Genomic DNA, 22,197 nt, shown 5'->3' with positions numbered 1-22,197 from the left:
TAAGTACACCTCCTATTAAAAAAGGTAATTAGGTAAAAATACCTAATTACCTTCATAATCCTTAAAGAATCGTTTCGTCTGTATCTTTGTCAAAGTAATGTGCTTTTGTCATTTCAAAAGCCATTTGAACATCATCACCAGGTTTGTGATGATCACGTGAGTCAACCTTTGCAATAAAGTCGGTTCCACCGAGGTTAGAATAAAGAATTGATTCAGCACCTAGTAATTCAGAAACTTGGATCTTAGCATTAATTACGGCATCAGGGAAAGCTTGAATAGCAACTTCTTCAGCATGAACGTCTTCTGGACGAATACCAAAGGTAAGCTCCTTACCAACATAGCCTTGTTTTTCAAGAACTTTATATTGACCCTCAGGTACAGCAATATTTAGACCTTGATCATTGACAATCTTGCCGTCGACAAGTTTAACATCAAAGAAGTTCGTAGCAGGTGAACCGATGAATCCGGCAACAAACTTGTTAGCAGGCTTGCTATATAGCTCAGCCGGTGTACCAACTTGTTGAATCATACCATCATTCATAATGACGATACGATCAGCCATAGTCATCGCTTCAACTTGATCATGGGTAACATAAATGAAATTACGTCCCAAACGTTGGTGCAATTGAGCAATTTCGGTACGCATTTGAACTCTCAATTTAGCATCCAAGTTTGACAATGGTTCATCAAGTAAGAACAAATTGGCATCACGAACAATCGCACGTCCTAAAGCAACACGTTGTCTTTGACCACCAGATAGAGCAGCTGGTTTACGTTGTAGATATGGTGTCAATCCCAAAATCTCTGCAGCGTTATCAACCCGCTTCTTTGTATCTGCTTTATCATTCTTCCGAATATTCAATCCGAAAGCCATATTATCAAAGACTGACATATGTGGATACAAAGCATAGTTCTGGAAAACCATAGCGATGTCACGATCTTTAGGTGAAACTTCATTCATGACTTTATTATCCATCTTAAAGTCACCCTTTGTGATGTCTTCCAAGCCCGCTATCATACGTAATGTGGTGGATTTACCACATCCGGAAGGTCCAACGAAGACAATAAACTCACCATCTTTAATGTCTAGGTTAAAATCACTAACCGAATAGTCAGTATTACCTTGATAGCGTTTGTAAATGTGTTCCAAGTTAATTTTTACCATTTTTAACGCTCCTTATATTTTCGACTTTCAGCTAACAAATAAGTTTAATCTTACTAATCTAGATGTGTCCACCACACCCATAGTCAATCCTTTTTGGCTATTTGACCACCAAGCAGTCTGTAAGAAACGTACGTTGGAAGCGATACGCTACAGATAACACTTAGAAAAGCCAATTGCAAAACGAAATTCATTAAGATCAAGATTAAAAATACTATTACTGAGATAATTATTGGAAAAGGTTTTTCAACAAATAATGTCAAAATACTATCAAATTTATGCGTTGCCAATTGAAATCCAGTTGCCACTAAAACCATGAAATACACAAATGTGAAAATCAACACAGCCATGTGCCAGACTGGACTTCCCAACGTAACCTTGTTTAGTAAGATGAACAAACTAGCTACTAAACCTAAGCCAAAATTGATACGATAGTTTTTCTGAGAATCAAACCATTCTTTAAAAAAGTATTTGAAGAAACTTACACTACCATTAGTCTGCCATTCTTGAACAGCAGCAAAACTTGCTACCAATCCAGGAATCGTGAAGACAGAAATCATTAACCAAAGAATTATCAAAAAAACACTATACGTAGTTGAAAATTTTAAATTGAACAAAACAATTGCGGTCAAGATAACCGAAAAATTGATTAAGAAGAATGAGAAATTGATGGTAAACAATGACATCAACCAGTTCCCACTCGCGATAAGTCGCTGCCCATTTTTTGATTTTAAATTGATCACAACAGTTCGTCCTTTCTTTTTAATTCAAAGATTGAAAATAATTATTTATATATCGTCCCAAACCAAAATTTTATTTAATTGATTAATACACTAGTCGGAGGTCACAAGCAGTGAAATCAGCAGTGGCAGTGGTGTTAGGTCGGGTGTTTTCCCCGGCCTTACAGCACAGGACGTATTTTGAAATTCGCGGTCTTTGCGAAGTTCAAAATCGAGGCTCAAGACCTTGGCTTGTGCCGGTCCTCACAGCGATTTCACTGCTTGTGACCGGAGACGGCATTAAAATTAATTACTTAACAGCACCATCAGTAACACCTTTGATAATCCATTTTTGAGCAAATAGATAGAAGATGATAACTGGAATGATGGAAAGTGTAATACCAGCTAAGGCTAAATGCCATTGCTTAGTATATTCACCGAAGAAGTTGAACATTTGTAGAGGAATTGTGTATTGCGCTTGTGGTAAGACAAGTGATGGCAATAGATAATCGTTCCAGATAGCAATGATGTTCAAAATAGCAACTGTAACTGTAATTGGAGAAAGCATTGGGAAGATAACTTTTGTAAAGATCTGCCAACGACTAGCTCCTTCAATTTCAGCTGATTCATCCATCGCAATAGGAATACTTGCTAATGTACCTTGATACAAGAAGACTGACAAACTAGCGTCAAATCCTAGATACATAATTACCAAGCCCCACATGTTTAGAAAATGAACGGCACCGAAGTTAGCTGTCAAAGGAATCATAACTGATTGGAATGGAATCAACATAGCTGAAATAAAGAGCATCAAGATTCCGCCACTCAATTTACTGTGATTTCTTTGTAAAGCATATGCAGCCATTGATGAACAAAGAATGATCAACAAAACACTGCAGACTGTGATAATTAATGAATTAGTCAATGAACCGATAAAGTTCAAAGCCTTGAAGGAATTCACATAGTTATCACCGGTACTTGGATGTGGGAACGAGAGTACAGATGCGAAGATCCCTTTTGGTGTTTTAAATGAGTTAGTTACGATTAGGTAAAATGGGAATAACCAAAGTATTCCGAGTAATAATCCAATAATTCCTAATCCAACACGGCCTTTTTTATCCATTAGAGATCCTCCTCTCTCTTACGGTTGTAAGCTACTTGCAATAGTGAAATAGCAGCAACGATGATAAAGAAGATAATAGCTTTAGCTTCTGATAAAGCAAAGTTACCAGAGTTATAAGCGGTATTAACAATATCCATAGCCAACATTTGTGTTGAGTTATATGGTCCACCATTTGTCAATGACAAGTTTTGATCATAAATCTTAAACCCATTTGAAAGAGTCAAGAACATGCAGACTGTGAATGCTGGAGCAATCATTGGGAACGTAATCTTAGTGAAACGTTGCCAAGCTGAAGCTCCGTCAATCTTTGCGGCTTCAATAATTTCGTTAGGAATGTTTTGTAAGTATGCAATGTAGATAATCATAATATAACCACTCATTTGCCATACAGTAACAATAACTAATCCCCAGAAACCAGTGACTTCATTCGTCAACCAGTTTTGAAGCCAATCCATATGCAAGGCGTTACCTAAAGCTTGAAAGCCTTGTGTAAAGATAAATTGCCAAATGAAACCTAGAATTAAACCACCGATCATATTTGGCATGAAGAAAATCGTACGTAAGAAATTATTTCCCTTGAATTTTTGTGTAACTAATAATGCTAGTCCCAAGCCTATTACGTTCAGCATGATAACAGTGACAATTACAAACCCCACTGTAAACCAAAAGGCGTTAATAAACGCCTTATCTTGGAATAATGTTATGTAATTTTGAAATCCTACCACTTTAGTAAATCTCAATCCGTCCCAATCAGTGAATGAATAGAACAAACCTTCAAGAACGGGAATGAAGACTACCAAAGCTAACGCAACGAGGGTTGGTGTTAAAAATAACCAGAATGAAAGACTTTTGTTTTTCATATTCATTGCCCTCTTTTGTTACTTTTAGTTATTGGCTGATTTTTGTTGTTTTGCCCAGCCATCAGTCATATTTTGAACTGTCTTATCCCAGCTTTGTTTGCCTGATAAGTACTTTTGTAGATTTGGTTGTGCAACGTCTGGATCCCATGAAGTACCTGTGTATCCTGGGAATGCCCAGCCGGTTGTCTTGTGTTCTTGTGAGTACTTGAATACTACTGATGTCAATGGATCTTTCATCTTGTAGTTGTCGTAACCCTTGTATGCAGGAACGAAGTGCAATGTATCTACAACATCCTTCTTACCAGCTTTAGATGTGTATAGCCAATCTAAGAAGTTCTTAGCAGCTTTTTGTTCTGCTTGTGTCTTCTTACTATTAACAGCCCAGTATAGTGATGTACCAACTGGTAGTTTGCCTTCTTCACCAGGTACGGGAATAGGAATCATACCAATATCGTTCTTAGCGAAGTCTTTATCAATACCTTCAACTGTTGGGTAAATCCAGTCACCTTGTTGAATCATAGCTGCTTTACCTTGTGAGAAGTATTGGTTAACTTGTGCTGAGTAATCCATTTGCATTACAGGCTTGATTGAGTAATCTTTTTGAAGATCAAGCATTGTCTTCATATCAGCATTCTTTGAAAATGCCATTTTCTTTGACTTGTAAAGCTTTTGAGCATTACCGTTGTAATCTTGTGCTACGTAAAGGTTTAGCAAGTGATCTGACATGATCCATGCTTCTTTACCAGGAAGTGCAAAGACACCTTTGATGCCTAATTGATCCTTTTGAGCATCCAATTGTTTAACAGCGGCTTGTAACTTATCAACTGTTGTTAAGCTTTCTGGATCGATTCCAGCCTTTTCAAAGACCTTCTTGTTATAAACAAATCCATAACCTTCAACGTTGAATGGTAATCCAACTGCCTTACCTTGGTCATTCTTAACAGCATCCAATGTTCCTGGTTGAGCTGCCTTTGCGGCCTTTGTATCTGATAAGTCGGCTTCGTGAGCCTTAAATTGTTTAACATCAGCTGGACCAGCCAAACTGAAGATTGTTGGTGCATTACCAGATGAAATTCTAGTCTTCAAAACGGGATCGTATTGAGTACCACCACCGATTGATGTAACTTCAATCTTTACATTTGGATGGCTCTTTTCGTACTCTTTAGCAATTTGTTTAAATTGCTTATTATTTTCAACCTTTCCTTGAAGAATTGTAATCTTTACATCCTTACCTGAGGATGAGCTGTTACTGCAGGCTGCCAACATAAATGCTGCACCGGCTGCCAAAGCAATAACTCCGACGCGTTTACCTAAACGCTTCCAGAAGTTCTTCTTCATTACCAAAGCCCCCTATAAAAATAATATTTCTTTATTACGATTTCCATTATGTTGCGAAAACGCTATCATTGCAACCGTTTTCGGGATGTTACCGATAACAGGTTTGTAACTTCAAAAATTTCAACTACTAAAAAGGGTATTTGACATAAATTCTCACGCTTGAAAAGTTGCCGTCTCCAGATTCAGACAGTGGTCACTGGCAGTGCGGAACGGCCCGAGCCAAGGTCTCGGACCTCGGTTTAAGCCTTGCAAGTTCGGCAAGTCTTAAACGCGCCCGGTGCTGTAAGAACGACAAAAGCGGTCGTCCTAACACCACTTTCACTGCCAGTAACCACTGTCTGAATCTTCCGACTAGTTCCTCATTAACCCAAGAATGGCTTGATAGCTCAAATATTTTTCATAGCCTTTATTACAGTCATGATAAGATTCTAGAACAATCTTGCTCTTAAAATGTTTATCCATATCAGATTAATTGGAAGAAATCCCCTACCTAATTCGATAAACAAGTACATCATTATTTGCAATTGAATATAATAAAAAGCATAGATACGCGTGGTGCTAGTTTATTTTTTACTATAGGTTTAAAACCACTTTTAAAATCCAAATAGGCCCCTTATCCTATAACTTTAGTTATAGGTGACATTATAATATTGAAAATTACTCACTATTGATTTAGAACCAAAGAATAAACTAGCCGGAAAGAGCAAGAGATTTTGGTCGCTGTGCAGGTGGTGTTGGCGCTTCAGTGCATACACCACGGGACGACTTTTGAAACTCGCGTTTTTTGCGAGGTTCAAAATCGAGATTCGAGACCGCTCTTTGGCTCGAATCGGTCCTCATAGCGACCAAAACCTCTTGCTCTTGGAGGCGGGTACATAGAAAGCAAATGACTCCAGCAATCCAAACCCGGATTACTGGAGTCATTTGCTTAATGCTCGAAAATCAATCATGTTTTCTCACACTAATTTAAAATACTTTATTCATTAGTCTTTCCTTGAATAACGATTGGATCATAATCAAGTTCAACTAGACCATCTTTCACATGGATCAAGGAATTATCAAGCATATTGGTATAACTGTCACTTGGTAAGGCAACTGGTACCTCACTGGACATTCCTTTCAAAGTAAATAGACCGATTCTAATAATGTCACCCAAACGATAAGTAACTTCAACTGTATCGTTTTCCAGGGCCGTTATCTTATAAGTTCCGGAAACTTGGATGTCGCTTTGGCTCAAATCATGCATCTTAGCAATCAAAGAACTCAAATTCATCTTAGTATCTTTCCAATCTAACTTATCTGAATCGAATAAACTTGGCGTATGCTTGAAGCCAAATTCTTGGCCGGCATAAACCAGTGTTGAGCCCTTTTGGAATTCTGAAAAGGCTGTCCAATTATACATATCGCTTTCATTGATAAACATACTGTGTGCGCGTGGTTGATCATGATTTTCAAGGCCACGCATCTTAATATAATTTTTAGGATAAATTGCCGTTTGGGTATTCAAAGCTTCGACATACTTCTTCAAAGGAACGTCGCCTTTAACATAAGCACGCCATGTTTGGTCAATATCATAATCATAAGTCATATCAAAAGCACTGTATAACTCAGCATCTGATGAGACGTGGAAACCTTGAGCTCCAAGTTTTTGAATATAATCCTTACTTGTTGATTCAGCTAACCAAACAGTCTTAGGGTTAACTTTAGCTACTTCCTTACGTGCTTCTTTCCAAAATTCAATCGGTACTTGTGGTGCAACATCGCATCTGAAGCCATCGACGATTTTGGCATAACGTTTCAATGTTTCAATCTGATAATTCCACAAAGCCTTATGTGAGTAGTCCAATTCAGCAACATCGGTCCACTCTTCATTCTTATTGTGCAAATTACCATTTTTATCATGCAAGAACCATTCAGGATGTACTTGTAGTAAAACAGAATCTCTTGACGTGTGATTATAAACAATATCAAGCATTACTTTCATGCCGTGATCATGGATCGATTTAACAATTTTTAGAAAGTCTTGCCAAGTACCAAGTTTAGGATCAATTGCCCGATAATCTTTAATTGAATATGGTGACCCTAATTTACCCTTACGATCTTTCTTACCGATTGGATAAATAGGCATCAACCAAATAAAGTCAGTACCGAGGTTTTTAATACGTTGTAAATCAGGTTCTAGCGCCATTAAGGTACCCTTTTTGGTATGGTTTCTTACAAAAATGGAATAAATTTGAACTTTTCTCAATTTAATATCTGTCTGACTTGCCATTATTACACCCCTCTATTTTTTTGATTCCAAAGCACAACATCCCCAAGGACCTAACTCAATACTACCACTGGTCTTCTTGATTGTTGCATTGGTTAAAACATTTTTCCACATAGCCTTAGGTAAAACAAATGTCTTTGTTTGATCAGAAAAGTTGGCAATGACAAGTCCCTCAGTTTTTTCGGTTTTTCTGACATATGCATAAATTTCTGGATCTGTAATTAACAATTGATAATTACCACTAGTGAAACAGTCGTGTTTTTTGATACGTAAAAGCGTTTGATAAAATGTCAGCACACTCTTTGAATCTTTGATCTCACAATCAACATTATTCTCATCTGTTTGGGCCCAATTCCATGGTTGGTGTGCCGAAAATCCGTGATATTCTGAGGTATCCCATTGCATTGGACCACGAGCCGTCATTTCATCTTGATTATTTAGTAACCGTAAAATAGTTGCATCATCATATGATTTTTGGCGCAAATTCTTGATCAAATCTAGCGCACGTTGATCATCAAAATCTGTAACCTTCTGATATTTTAAACCGTGCATCCCAATTTCTTCACCATAGTAAATCACGGGAATTCCACGTTGTAAAAATAAAAGCATTGCTAATAGCTTAGTCACTTTATCATCATTGACTGGTAAATTTAATCGGTCTAAGACTCGACTAATATCATGGTTACCCCATGTCAACGTTGGCAAACTAACGTTATCTAATACACTCTCCCAAGTAACATACGTCTGTTTCAATGCTGGCAATGATAATTTCCGATCTTGGAAAAACTTTGGTATATCATGATTACTTTCATCATAGACCTCGCCGTAATTATCGGAATTGACTACCACATCACATACATGACCATCAGGACGCGTATATTCAGCCGCATCACGTGCTTTAGCTGATGAAGCTTCACCAAACAAAAAGGCATCCAGATCATAGTCTTTGATTTCTTTAACAAAACTAGCCATATAGTTCTTCACTGCGGGCAACTTAGCATAAAAGACATCATCAATCGGAAACTTATCGTTAGTTAACAACGAATTTTGTTCTAAATTAGCTTTGGCAATATGAATAAAAGCATCCAAACGAAATCCATCGACCCCTTTTTCTAGCCAAAACTTAGCGATATCGGCAACTGACTTTTGTACTTCTGGATTCTTCCAATTTAAATCAGGCATTCGCTTATCAAAGAGATGGAAGTAATATTCATTACTATTAGTAGGATTTTTCTCCCAAACACTACCTCCAAAAAAAGAACCCCAGTTATTTGGTTCATGACCGTCAACAGCATCATGCCAAATATAGTAATCCTTAAAAATACTATTGGCATTATTCACGGCATCTTTAAACCAAGGATGTTGGTCGGATGTATGATTGATCGGCAAATCCAAAATAATATGTAATCCTAACCGATGTGCATTTGAAATCATATTAGAAAAATCATCGGTGTCCCCTAAGATAGGATCAATTGCAAAATAATTTGAAACATCATAACCGTTGTCAACTTGCGGCGATACGAAGATCGGATTCAACCAAATAGTATTGAATCCCATATCCTTAATATAATCTAAGCGCTTTGTAACCCCATTTAAATCTCCAATACCATCATCATTAGTATCTTGAAAACTCTTAGGGTAAATTTGGTAAATAATTGCTTTATCATACCAATTCACAATAAGCTGCCCCCTTCGTGTAAACCCTTACACACCAGTATAAAAAAGTAAGCCTCACGTAAGCAAGGCTATCCTTAATGTTATCGGTAACAAGTTATTCGCGGAGTGTTCCACCGATACTAATCTTTGGCTCAAAAACTAAAGCTCCCTGTTTAGCGTCAGTATCAATCTTATCTAACAGATTTTCACCGCACGCGCTACCCATTTCAATGATTGATTGTTTAATCGTTGTGATTTTAGGTGAAGCAACCTGATTTAAAAAGACCCCATCAAAACCTGTTACTCCGAAATCATCTGGTACTTTACCACCGCAACGTGTGATTCCACGCTCAATGCCAATTGCCAGACGGTCTGAAGCACAAATGAAAGCAGTATTTTCAGTAATGTTATCCCAGTTTTCTCGCACAAATTCTTCCGCCAGATGACTGTGATTACCGAATCGATGTAATTCTGGCATCATTCTTCGTTCTTGGACTTGCTGTAAATAGCCAGCCTCACGAGAATACTCAAATGATTCCTTTGAATCAATGCCAATGTAAATCAAACGTTCATAACCTTTTTCCAAAGCTAATTGTGACAATAAATACGTTCCAGATTTATTATTAGTATCAACATAATCAAAACCATAGCGGTTCTCACCAAAGATAACCACTGGTTTTTTCAAATTCTTGATCCAATCAACATCTTGTTCACGCATCCCGGTAATAATATACCCATCACAATTACCAATATCAAAGTTTTTTCTCGTAACTAATTGCAGAGAATACTGATGCAAATCCAAAGTTTTGGCTATACCAATCATCAAATTCATGTAATAAGGCTCAGTCGTATCGATATCTTCCAAAATACAGAGCTTAATGATTCGTGTGCTTTTATTAACCAACGCTTTGGCAATCATATTGGGATGATAGTCTAATTCACGCATGGCTTGATATACTAATTGTTTTAACTCGTCTGTGACCTTATCTGGATGGTTGATAACCCGTGAGACGGTCATTTTGGAAACATTGGCCTTTTTTGCAACGTCAACTAAAGTCGTCATGCTTTTTCTCTCCCCCATATATCACAAACTAATTATACCAATTTAAAGTGTTTTCAAACTATTTTTTATAAAATTTTCTTTGTGGAACTTGTCGTGGCACTTTCAGAAACATGATAAATTTCATTATTTTTTATATTATGGATATTCCGTCTCCAGATTCGGACTAGTTCTTTATTAACTCAAGAATGGCTTGATGTCTCAAATGTTTTTCAGGTCCTTATTACCGTCTGGATAAGATTCTGGAACAATCACCTTCTTAAAATATTTATCCGTATCAGAATAAATTCTTACCAGACTAATTTGAATGCACACCCTAGCCGGAAAGAGCAAGAGATTTTGGTCGCTGTGCGGGTGGAGTTGGCGCTTCAACGCCTACACCACGGGACGACTTTTGAAACTCGCGCATTTTGCGAGGTTCAAAATCGAGATTCGAGACCGCCTTTTGGCTCGAATCGGTCCCCATAGCGACCAAAATTTCTTGCTCTTGGAGGTGGCATATTAACTATCACTACGCCCATTTTCCATGTACAAAACGACTATCTCTATTAATTGGATTATTTGTTTAAACAATTAGAATATATAATTATAAATATATCTAAGGGATGATAAAAATGATTATATATTTAATTGCCCTCGCCGTTTTTCTGACGCAATGCTTTATCATGCTGTTTGTTTATTTTAATCAACGTAAGCCTTACAAACGTGCTTTGATGAATGCATATCAGTCACATACTCCAGTCGACGAATTCTTCTATTTCATCTTGATCCCCTGTTTAAATGAAGAAAAAGTTATTCAAAATACGCTTAATAATGTACTCAAGCTTCCCGGTCAAAAACAAATTATTGTTATTGACGATGATTCAATTGACGATACTTTAATTAAAGTTCATCAAGTAGATGGACCAATTTCCATTGTTGAACGTAAACTACCTAATGCCCGAACAGGTAAAGGCGATTCCCTAAACTATGCAATGCCAACAATTCAAACCTTTATTCGTCAACATAATCTCGATCCTAAAAATTGTATTGTCGGTGTTATTGATGCCGATGGTGTCCTAAGCAATAACAGTATTCTTAAACTAAACGACGCTTTCAGTAATGAGAGAAATGATGCTGTCCAATTACGTGTCAAAATGAAGTCACCACTAAAAGTTCTACAGACATTTCAAGATATTGAATTTTTTACAATCAATCACCTAACCCAACTATTTCGTGCTAATCTAAACGCTGTTGCATTATGTGGAAATGGCCAGTTTTTTAGATACTCTAGCATTACTAAAAAATTGGGTACGACACCCTGGGGTAACGCGCTATTGGAAGATTATGAACTAACTTTACGAATGGAATTAAAGGGGCTCCATATCGCTTATATTGCCGATGCTTATGTCGATCAAGAGGCTCTAAGAAACGTTAAAAAGTTAGTTATCCAGCGAGCCCGTTGGTCTCAAGGTGGTTTTAATTGTTGGAAATATATGAAACAAATTATTCAGTCAAAAAAAATGTCCCTCTCACAAAAATTTGATAGTTACTTCTTCTTTTTCCAACCAGTGCTTAATTTATTAGCTGACTTCAGTATTATTTATTTAACAATCCGCTTTGTTTTCAAGCACATTAATAATCCTGAATTTCTATTCGTCGTCCTGATTGCGTTGGCAATTATTGGATTGTTCTTTGGAATTATCTTTACAATTATTTATATGCAAGAATTAAAATTAAGCGATCGGGCCAAGTTAATTATTAATCGAGGAGATATTTTTAATATCAAATTCCACGTTCATAATATTCTGTTTTCAATTGGTTTAATTTCCTATATTTATATCGTTTTATTTTTCAGCTTAATCATCGCTATTTATCATTTAATCAGTCATCAAACAACTTGGAATAAAACCCAGCGAATTTAAAGCAAACAAGACCAGCAATCCGATTTTGGATTGCTGGTCTTGTTTGTTTTAAGCTGAGAAAGCTATGTTTTGCTGCACGTTTAAGGCAAAAATAGTTATCTCACAGCCCCTTTTTCATATCAAGCAAATATTAAAAACCCTTTACTCGAATGAACATATTCGTTGCCACTCGATAATAATGTACACCGTTAATGTATACTATTCGATCAACTTTATAGGTTGCTTTTGCTGGCAATTCAACATTCATAAATTGACCTTGTTCATTATAAATTGGGGTATTGATATTCGTTGTTACATTTAAACTAACGCTTGCATAATTACGAACTGCCGCAATCGGAATAAACTGGTTAGTTGCAACTCGATAATAGTTAACGCCATTCATCGTAACAACTTTATCGGCCTTATATGTTCCATTAGCTGGCAAAGCAATATCTAATTTTTCATCACGTTCATTATAAATTGGTGTTTCAAAATTAGTTGTTACTTCGGCATCAACATTGACGTAAGGATAAACTTGTTCGACAGGAATAAATTCATTCGTCGCAACACGGTAATATTGTTGGCCATTGATGATTGCAATCCGATCAGTTCTCCATTGTGAACTTGGTGATAATTCACGATTCAATTCGTTGCCTTGATAATCAACTAAATCACCATGGATATCATTGTAAACCCGAACAAATCTAGGTTCTGGGTCGACATAAACGTAAACATCACTAGCTTTTGCAAACTCATCCGTTGCTACACGGTAGTACATTACACCACCGATAGTGTATTCTTCATCGCTAAACCAGCAACTGTCGATACCAAGGACACGGTCATTTATTTGTTTGCCTTCCTTATTATAAAGAGCAACTGTGAATGTGGTTATCGATACGTTTTGGTTCTTTTGAACGACTGTCGCATCATTAATTAATTGACTATGACCGCCACGTGAATTATAGACTAATGGATCAGTACCATTCTTTAATTCATCGGCACTTGTAACACCATCATGATCTGGATCTACTCCATAATGTGTGAATACTGGTTGACCAGAATCATCAAGTGTTACCACTGTTGCTGAACCATCAGAATTTGGTAAAACTATTTTGGCAGAGTGTGGATCAATAGTTTGATATGGAGATTTCTCTCCATCTTTATCTATTTCATCAACGCCCTTAGTATCATGAACTGGATCACTGGTATAAACGGTATTACTACCATCGTTCCATTGTTTAGTGACCTTAACGACATTACCCTTAGTATCTTTTTCGGTTATTGTTACGTTGCCATCGGAATCTACGTCTTTTCCTAAAACTTTCAGTGTTCCAGGTTCAATTGTGACATCATAGTTTGGATTAGTCGTTTTGGCATTAATTTTATAAGTTCCTACTTTAGTGACATCGGGATTCTCATACTTAATGCCCAACTTATCAAGACTGTCACCATCTTTTAATTGACTGCCTTCTTTCAACTTAGCTGTATCTTGAGGTTCATTATCACCAGCATACATATTTTGATTATTAATCTGTACTGTAATTTTTAGTGGACTAATTTTGAGATTACCAAATGATAATTTAGAAAAATCATAATTTGGATTTTTAGATTCTAATCTATTAAAAGCATCTTTTGTTAACTCAATTGAATATGTACCAACTGGCAATTTGCCAGATTCAACGGTCCCTTTTTTAGGGTTAATAAGATTGAAATCGTCTCGATCAAGTTTTATAGATTTAGGACCTATTTTGGCAATTCTGGTTATTTCGGGAGTATCTCCATATGTCGCTTCTGTTGGCTTTGTTGGATCAGCTTTTGTTGTAGTCGCATCAGCTTTCTTGACATGTAGTTTGGCTTCTCCGAATGAGACAAATTTATAATTTGTGTCCTCGGTTAAGGCTTTTTTGGCTTCATCAGTATATCGAATTGTATAATCACCGCCAGCCTGTAACTGATCTGGTTTCACAACATTATCTGATTTATCTACTATTTCAAAATCCGACTGACTTAACTTATGATCTTTTGGTTCTGTTCCCAAATCACCATTAATTACTGGTAATGAATCTGCCCCATAAGTAACGTCAACTTTTGGAATTTGAGGGCTTACATCTTTAGGAGTAACTACTAGCGGAGCGGTTTCAAAATTAAAGGTATAATTCTTATCCGCTTTCAAAATAGCTTTCGCCTTATCAGTATATTGAATCCAATATTTACCTCCAGCTTGCAATTGTTCTGGGTTCAAGACATTACCTGAACTATCCACTACTTCAAAGTCTGATTGGTTCAATTTATGATCAATTGTAGCTGACCCCAAGTTTCCTACTATATTAGGAAGATTTTTATCACCATACGTAATATGACTGCTTTCAATTGTTGAATTGACGTCTTTAGCTTTAACAATCAATGCGGCTCTGCCAAATGAAACAAAATTATAATTATTGTCTGCTTTCAAAGCAGATTGAGCTTTATCTGTATATTGAATCCAATATTTCTTACCAACCTGTAACTTGTCTTTACTTAAATCCATCAAGTTGCCTGAATCATCTACCACTTCAAAGTCCGATTGACTTAACTGATGATCAACCTTTGCGGTATCTAAACTACCTTTTATTTCTGGAAGTGACTTGTCACCATAGGTAATATAATTTGAATCTACTGTTGGATTGGCATATTTAGCATTTACTGTTAACTGAGCTCTGCCAAACGATTGAAAGTCGTAATTCTTATCTGCTTTCAAGTTTGCTTGGGCTGTATCTGTATATTGAATCCAATATTTCTTACCAACTTGTAATTTATCTTTACTTAGGTCCATTAACTTTCCTGAACCATCTACTATTTCAAAATCAGATTGACTTAACTGATGATCAACCTTTGCGGTATCTAAACTACCCTTTATTTCTGGCAATGTCGTATCACCGTAAGTTATTATATTTTTTTCAACTGTTGGATTAGCTTCTTTGGCATTTACTGTTAATTGAGCTCTACCAAATGACTGGAAAGCATAATTTTTATCTGCTTCCAAAGAATCTTTTGCTTTCCCTGTATATTGAATCCAATATTTCTTACCAACCTGTAACTTATCTTTACTTAAATCCATTAACTTTCCTGAATCGTCTACTATTTCAAAGTCTGCCTGACTTAACTGATGATCAACCTTTGCGGTATCTAAACTACCTTTTATTTCTGGAAGTGACTTGTCACCATAGGTAATATAATTTGAATCTACTGTTGGATTGGCATCTTTTGCTATTACTGTTAACTGAGCCTTACCAAACGATTGAACGTTATAATTCTTATCTGCTTTCAAAGCAGATTGAGCTTTATCTGTATATTGAATCCAATATTTCTTACCAACTTGTAATTTATCTTTACTTAAATCTATTAAATTACCTGAATCATCCACTACTTCGAAGTCTGACTGTTCTAGGTTGTGATCACTGAACTCAGTATCTAAATCACCAATAATTTTTGGAAGTGTTTTATCTCCATAAGTTATACTACTTCTCTGAACTGACGGATTAACATTTTTTGCTTTTACTGTTAATTGAGCTTTACCAAACGATTTGAAATCATAATTTTTATCAGCTTTCAAAGCAGATTGAGCTTTATCTGTATATTGAATCCAATATTTCTTACCAACTTGTAATTTATCTTTACTTAAATCTATTAAATTACCTGAATCATCTACCACTTCAAAGTCCGATTGACTTAACTGATGATCAACCGCCGCGGCATCTAAACTCCCAGTAATTTCTGGAAGTGACTTGTCACCATAGGTAATATAATTTGAATCAACTGTTGGATTGACATCTTCTGCATTTACTATTAACTGAGCTTTGCCAAACGACTGGAAATCATAATTCTTATCTGCTTTCAAAGTAGCTTTCGCTTTATCCGTATATTGAATCCAATATTTCTTACCAACTTGCAATTTATCTTTACTTAGATCCATTAAATTACCCGAATCATCTACCACTTCAAAGTCTGCTTGACTTAACTGATGATCAACTGATGCGGCATCTAAGTTTCCTTTTATTTCGGGTAATGTTGTATCACCATAAGTTATACTGTTTGTCTCTACCGTTGGATTAGCACCTTCAGCTTTTACTGTTAATGCGGCTCTGCCAAACGAAGCAAAATTATAATTATCATCTGCTTTCAAAGAAGCTTGAGCTTTATCTGTATATTGAATCCAATATTTCTTACCAACCTGTAACTTATCGTTATTTAGATCCATTAGCTTTCCTGAATCGTCTACTATTTCGAAATCTGACTGATCCAGATTATGGTCACCTGATACGGTATCCAAACTACCCTTTATTTCTGGTAGTACTTTATCACCATAAGTTATACTATTTCCCTCAACTGTTGGATTAGCCTCTTTGGCATTTACTGTTAATGCAGCTTTGCCAAACGATTTGAAATCATAATTCTTATCTTCTTTCAAGGAAGCTTTTGCTTTATCCGTATATTGAATCCAATATTTCTTACCGACTTGTAGATTGTCCTTATTTAGGTCCATTAAATTTCCCGAATCATCTACTACCTCAAAATCTGACTGATCTAATTTATGGTCATCTGAATCGGTATCCAAACTACCTTTTATTTCTGGTAGTGTTTCATCGCCATAAGTTATACTGTTTTCTTCAACTGTTGGATTAGCTTCTTTGGCATTCACTATTAATGCAGCTCTGCCAAACGATTTGAAATCATAATTCTTGTCCGCTTCCAAATCAGCTTGAGCTTTATCTGTATATTGAATCCAATATTTCTTACCAACTTGTAATTTATCTTTACTTAGATCCATTAAATTACCCGAATCATCTACTACCTCAAAATCCGACTGATCTAATTGATGGTCACCTGATGCAGTATCTAAACTACCTTTTATTTCTGGTAGTGTTGTATCACCATAAGTTATACTGTTTCCTTCAACTGTTGGATTAGCTTCTTTAGGAATGATAGATAATGTTCCCCTATTGATATTTACATCGTAATTTCCATCCTTGGCGGCTGTTCCAGTTATATCGTAAGTACCAACATTTTTGGCATCATCGGGATTAGTAAGCGTCACTTTCAAATCAGAATCATTATCAGTACCAACTAACGAGCTCCCCTTATCGAGGGTAAATGTTGGAGCTGGAATACTATCACCATAGTGAACTGTTGGACTACTTATACTAATACTTACTGGCTTTTGTGCAATCGTAAATGTACCATCATTGACAATCACACTATAGTTACTACTATCGCTACTTCCACTAATTGTATAGGTTCCCGCATTTTCTCCTGGTGTTCTGCTAAATTTCATATTTAAGCTTGAAATCTTATCTCCATTAACAAGCACCCTTGCTGAATCACTAGTTAAATCAAAAGCAGGGTCAGATGAATCACCATATGTCTTACTGTGATTCTGTGCTTTAACTGTTATTTGTCTCTTGTTGACAGTTAAAGTTCCCGTACCAAAATTATCAAATTTATAATTCTTATCAGAATTTAGTTTATCTTGTAATGCCTTTGTATAACTTATAGTATATGTTTTTCCAGCCAATAATTGACTGACACCAACAACGGCACCACTTGAATCAGTCACCTCAAAATCATCTTTATTAGTTTGATCACTGCTGTAATCTTCAGCTGCACTACCTAAGTTTCCACTAAAGGCGGGCATATTTCCGTTGGCATCCCCACCATAGGTCACACTTGAATCTCCAACAGTTACATTCTTAATTTCCTTTGGATTAATCGTTAACATTGATGAAACATACAATCCTGCTTGAGGATTATCTGGAGCTAGGCTCTTTAGATACTCTCTACCTGCATCGGTTAACTTTAACATGTAGTGGCCCTGATTTTTCGGTTTCAAAATTTGAACTTTCCCATCAGGATCATTATCAACATCATAATAATAATAATTTTTTGGATCACTAAATTCTTTTAGTTGATCATCGGTGATTGCTCCGTAACCGCTACCAAAATTTACATCAGGGAATTTGACAGCATCTCCATATGTTTGAGTAGACGATTTAAAGGTTGCTAAACTACTCTTTACATCATCATTTTTAGTAGTTAGTGCTCCTAAATCTGCTTTAAAACTAACTAGTAGGTTCTGAACTTCTCGCAACGATGCATAACCATTTTGTCCACCATTATATATGTCAGCGGCATCGGTGGCTGTCTCCGCACCTTCAAATGCCGCTTTAGCATCACCGTTTTTTTGTGATACGTTGGCATAAATATCAACAACAGACTGCAACAATGCATCCGCATCGTCTTTTTGTTTTTGAGTTAATCCTGTTATACCAACAAACTTGTCATGCATAGCTTGTGACTGTTGTTTATATGTATCAGCTTTAGTCTGATTAGCTGCCGCAACGCCTTTCCAATAATCCAAGGTTGAAGTCGTTGGGACCAGAATACTGCCACTATCTTTAGGTTTAGTTTCATCGGTTGAGTCGGTTGCAGTAGCATTGCCTACACTTGACCAATAATAATCATTATTGGTAATAGTCTTTAGACCTGTACCGTCATCAGCTTTTTGACCACTAACAACAGGATTACCATCTTTATCATTCAATTTCCCATTATTCAAATCATCTGAAACAGATTGTCCAGTACCAACAGTAGCTTTTGTCACTACCTCATGTCCATCAACAGTTTTACTCTCACCTGTATAGTAGTGTCCAATTGGGTTTGACTGATCTGTCGTTGTTGCTGTTTCTGTACCAGTAGCTCCTTGATTAATTATCAAATTATCATGAGCAACTTTTTCGCCCTCAACTGGAGCGGCTAAAGTAACTTTAGTCGTTGTGTATCCTGGAATCTGAACTAATGATGGTTTACCAGCAACGGCGACTACTGTTACTGGATCCAATCCGGCAATTGGTTGTTTTGTTTTTGAATCAACTGGAGTGACTACCGCCTTATAGGCTAATCTTACTGGCACGGTCATATTTTGACCATCACCATCTTTAACCGTATAGCTATAATATGTTCCATCTCCGACAGTCGTATCACCACCAATATGATGTACTGTTCCTGTTTCACCTGGTACATTTTTATCACCATCAATAACATAAATATTTCCAGCTGAATCAGGTGGTATAACAGCGACAAGGTTAGGATCAAGTTTATCTTCTTTAACAGCACGATCAGCTGCTTCTTGAGTTGAAAAAATGGAAACCGTATCACCAATATTAGCAATTGCCTTAACTTTTACATTATTCAATAATGCATCTGTATCTGAAGCGTCCACTAACTTAACCCCTAAAGGAATCGTCTTTGGCGTATAACTAAACTTATCGATCTTAGCTGAATAATCATTCCAAGAACCTCCGGTTGAAGCGGCAACAGAAATCGAATATCCAGAACTTACATCTGTAATTGATCTGGTGAATGTCTGCCCGCCAAGTTGGACAGTTAATGTCTTTGTATTAGAACTATAGTCCATCGTGAAATCGTTTAAGGTATTACCTTGACTACGGTTTAAAGTAAGGTCACTTGTTTTCTTCCATTCAGCATCACTACTTACCTTTTGTAATTTTCCATCCGCATCAGTTGTACGCCAACCAACATATGGTGAAAAGGTCGTACTACCAAACCAGCCACCTGTTGATGTTCCTGGATCATTATAGGAATTCATGTTGTCATATTCATCAAAGACGAATCCAAAAGCATTATCCAAGCCCTGAAGTCCTAACATACCACCAGATCCACCTTGGGTAGCCTTAGATGGATCACCCGGTGCAAAAATAAAGCCGACACTATCGGCACCGCCAGATGTTTTACTTCCAATACCTAAAGCACCTGACATTGAAAAGTCATGACTAAAGTCAATTTCATGTTCAAATGATACATGAGCAACTTGATGCCCAGTAACTGAAGTTGAATTACCAGCAGAAGTATAATACTGATGTGGATCATTACTTGTTAATGCAACCGTTCCATCCGCTCCAATAGGTACTGTTTTAATATTATCTGCTGGGTCATTATCTTTATCACTACCATCTCTATTTTCGACTGTAGCCGTAAAATGACCGGCTATTTGATCCGCTGATAAGTGGACTTGTGTGGTATCAGCACCGACATCAACATCTTTACCTGGTGATAGCACTGGATATTTATTAGTTGACGTATCATTAACATCTGCTGATTGAGGTGTAATCTGCGTTGTTTCAGGTGTCATAACTTTTTTATCTTTTTGAACAACATCAGATTCCATAGATTCAGGCTGAGATGATAGTGCTTCTGCTTGTTGTGACTCCATTTCGTCCTCAGATTTTGTTGTTGATTCTATTTGTGGTTTAGCCTCTTGCTCTGAATCGATATTATCCTTTGCAGCAATATTTGTACTAGTGTCTGTTGTTGAGTCTTGATTCTTTTCACCAATAACATTCTCATTATCATTTCCAGTATTTGACTCTAATTGAGATGACTTAGCTGACGAGTTGTCCTTTGTAGATGCAGCAACATTTTCTTCCTGTTGTGGTGTTGCATCAGCCGCGTGAACGCTAATAATCCCAGTATTTTCCGCAAAAGCAAACGCTGAGAAAGTAATTAACAAGCTGCCAAAAATTCTTGTCTTAATTTTCCAGCCTGTATGTCCCTTATATAAAATGAATCGTTTCTTTTCTTCATAACTAGATACTTTTTGCCTCATTTTTAGAACCTTCCCCACTATTATTTTTATAAAAGCCCTTTCTTGCTATTTAGTGATTTTTGTGTCCCTCTTACAAAAGAATCCATTAAATATCAAATTAAGAATTTAAAAAACCTTTTTCTTGAGCAACTGCTTTTTGTGCAGCCAAATTTAAATAATCAAACGGATTATTAAAGTTTGGTGAAAATAACATATCTAATAAAGCTAATTGATCGATTGTGCCACCATTTTGAATTAAACTGGAGACGATATTGGCGGATTGAGCAACATCATGCTGACTGATCAACTGAGCTCCCAAAATCTTGCGACTATTGTGGTCATAAATCAAAACAACTGTCACTTTAAATGCATCTGGCATAAATTCAGGACGATATGGTCCTTCATAAACCACACTTCTAGCATTATAAGTTGTTGTTTTAGCATCTTTTAACGTTAAGCCAGTGGTGGCAACTGTTTGATCAAATATTTGTATACCAGTAGTTGCTTGAGTTCCAATTGAGCGAACTTTCCGTTCAAAAACATTGATTCCTGCCAGCATCCCTTGTCTGACAGCATGTGAAGCTAATGGCGAATAGCGACAAGAATCGGTTGGATTAAAGTGAACTACCGCATCATCTCCAGCGGCTAAAATATCTGGATCAGACGTGTGCATATACGGATCAACAATAATTGCTCCATTTGCTTGCATCTTTACTTGTCCGCGTAATAAATCTGTTTGCGGAATAATACCAGCACTGACGACGGCCATATCAACTTGATAACTATCTCCCTGACTAGTCTTTATTAATAATCCATCGTCTTTCGTGTCCACAAATTCATTAGCATGTGCACCTGTAATTAAATGAACACCTTTTTTAATTAATGTAGCCTCAACAGTTTTTGCTATAATTGGTTCGACATATTTTTCTAATAAATTGGGCTGATTATGAATCAACCAGACCTCATGACCTGACTTGATATAACTCTCAGCCAGTTCGACTCCGACATATCCGCCACCAATTACCGCAATCCTATGTTCATCGATAGTATTTGCGCACAAATCACGTGCTTGGTCGTATGTTTTACATAACAAAACTTTTGGGCTCTCAACTCCACTAATAGTTGGAATCGCTGTTAAAGAACCAGTTGTTACAATCAATTTATCGTACGTTGCTGTTTCCATTTCTCTGGTTATCAAATCTTGGATAACTAAAGAATGTTTTTGGTGGTCAATTTGAATTACGTCATGTTTTAATTTCAGATTGACCCCTTGTCGAACAAAGTCTTCTGGTTCAGCGTACATTGCATCTGAAAGTGTCTTGACAGTCCCTTCGATGTGTAAATAGGTTGCACAGGATAAATATGAAATACTGTTTTGCCGTTCATAGACGGTCACTTGGGATTGAGGATAATCCTTTAAAATCTGTCTAATCGCCGCAATTCCAGCTTGAGTACATCCGATTACGACAACTTTCATGATTCCCTTCTT

Annotated in this window: 11 protein-coding genes; 1 reads left to right on the top strand and 10 read right to left on the bottom strand. The window is 36.7% G+C overall.

Going from position 1 to position 22,197, the window contains the following annotated elements:
* Positions 1-61: 61 nt before the first annotated feature.
* From D1B17_RS05890 to D1B17_RS05855, 8 genes are all read right to left on the bottom strand, one after another.
* Positions 62-1,165 carry an ABC transporter ATP-binding protein gene (locus D1B17_RS05890; RefSeq protein ID WP_120142590.1) on the bottom strand — a complete coding sequence of 368 codons (1,104 nt, stop codon included), beginning with the start codon at positions 1,163-1,165 and terminating at the stop codon, positions 62-64.
* 83 nt (positions 1,166-1,248) lie between these two features.
* A complete protein-coding gene (locus D1B17_RS05885; RefSeq protein WP_120142591.1) occupies positions 1,249-1,848 on the bottom strand; it encodes a hypothetical protein in 600 nt (199 codons plus the stop codon).
* Between the two features lie 343 nt (positions 1,849-2,191).
* Positions 2,192-3,004, bottom strand: coding sequence for a carbohydrate ABC transporter permease (locus tag D1B17_RS05880; protein WP_120142592.1), 813 nt, complete (start codon positions 3,002-3,004; stop codon positions 2,192-2,194).
* A complete protein-coding gene (locus D1B17_RS05875) occupies positions 3,004-3,864 on the bottom strand; it encodes a carbohydrate ABC transporter permease (RefSeq protein WP_120142593.1) in 861 nt (286 codons plus the stop codon). The genes D1B17_RS05880 and D1B17_RS05875 overlap by 1 nt, the downstream gene beginning before the upstream one ends.
* 24 nt (positions 3,865-3,888) lie before the next feature.
* Positions 3,889-5,202 carry an ABC transporter substrate-binding protein gene (locus tag D1B17_RS05870; RefSeq protein ID WP_120142594.1) on the bottom strand — a complete coding sequence of 438 codons (1,314 nt, stop codon included), beginning with the start codon at positions 5,200-5,202 and terminating at the stop codon, positions 3,889-3,891.
* A 976-nt stretch (positions 5,203-6,178) separates the two neighbouring features.
* Positions 6,179-7,474, bottom strand: coding sequence for an alpha-amylase family glycosyl hydrolase (locus tag D1B17_RS05865; protein WP_120142595.1), 1,296 nt, complete (start codon positions 7,472-7,474; stop codon positions 6,179-6,181).
* 12 nt (positions 7,475-7,486) lie between these two features.
* Positions 7,487-9,148, bottom strand: coding sequence for a glycoside hydrolase family 13 protein (locus D1B17_RS05860; RefSeq protein WP_120142596.1), 1,662 nt, complete (start codon positions 9,146-9,148; stop codon positions 7,487-7,489).
* A 94-nt stretch (positions 9,149-9,242) separates the two neighbouring features.
* Entirely contained in the window at positions 9,243-10,190 is a 948-nt protein-coding gene (locus D1B17_RS05855) for a LacI family DNA-binding transcriptional regulator (RefSeq protein ID WP_120142597.1), read from the bottom strand.
* A 611-nt stretch (positions 10,191-10,801) separates the two neighbouring features.
* On the opposite strand from D1B17_RS05855, the gene D1B17_RS05850 reads away from it, so the two are divergent.
* Positions 10,802-12,091, top strand: a complete 1,290-nt coding sequence (locus tag D1B17_RS05850) for a glycosyltransferase family 2 protein (protein ID WP_166806630.1) — start codon at positions 10,802-10,804, stop codon at positions 12,089-12,091.
* A 130-nt stretch (positions 12,092-12,221) separates the two neighbouring features.
* On the opposite strand, the gene D1B17_RS05845 is transcribed toward D1B17_RS05850, so the two are convergent.
* On the bottom strand, positions 12,222-20,729 hold the full coding sequence (locus D1B17_RS05845) for a lectin-like domain-containing protein (RefSeq protein ID WP_120142599.1): 8,508 nt from the start codon (positions 20,727-20,729) through the stop codon (positions 12,222-12,224).
* 97 nt (positions 20,730-20,826) lie between these two features.
* Positions 20,827-22,185 carry an FAD-dependent oxidoreductase gene (locus D1B17_RS05840; RefSeq protein WP_120142600.1) on the bottom strand — a complete coding sequence of 453 codons (1,359 nt, stop codon included), beginning with the start codon at positions 22,183-22,185 and terminating at the stop codon, positions 20,827-20,829.
* Positions 22,186-22,197 lie beyond the last annotated feature (12 nt).

Origin of the sequence: Companilactobacillus zhachilii, from assembly GCF_003606365.2 — a bacterium.
Classification (GTDB): domain Bacteria; phylum Bacillota; class Bacilli; order Lactobacillales; family Lactobacillaceae; genus Companilactobacillus; species Companilactobacillus zhachilii.
The sequence above is the reverse complement of the archived record's forward strand: the minus strand, read 5'-3'. Positions and strand labels throughout refer to the sequence as shown.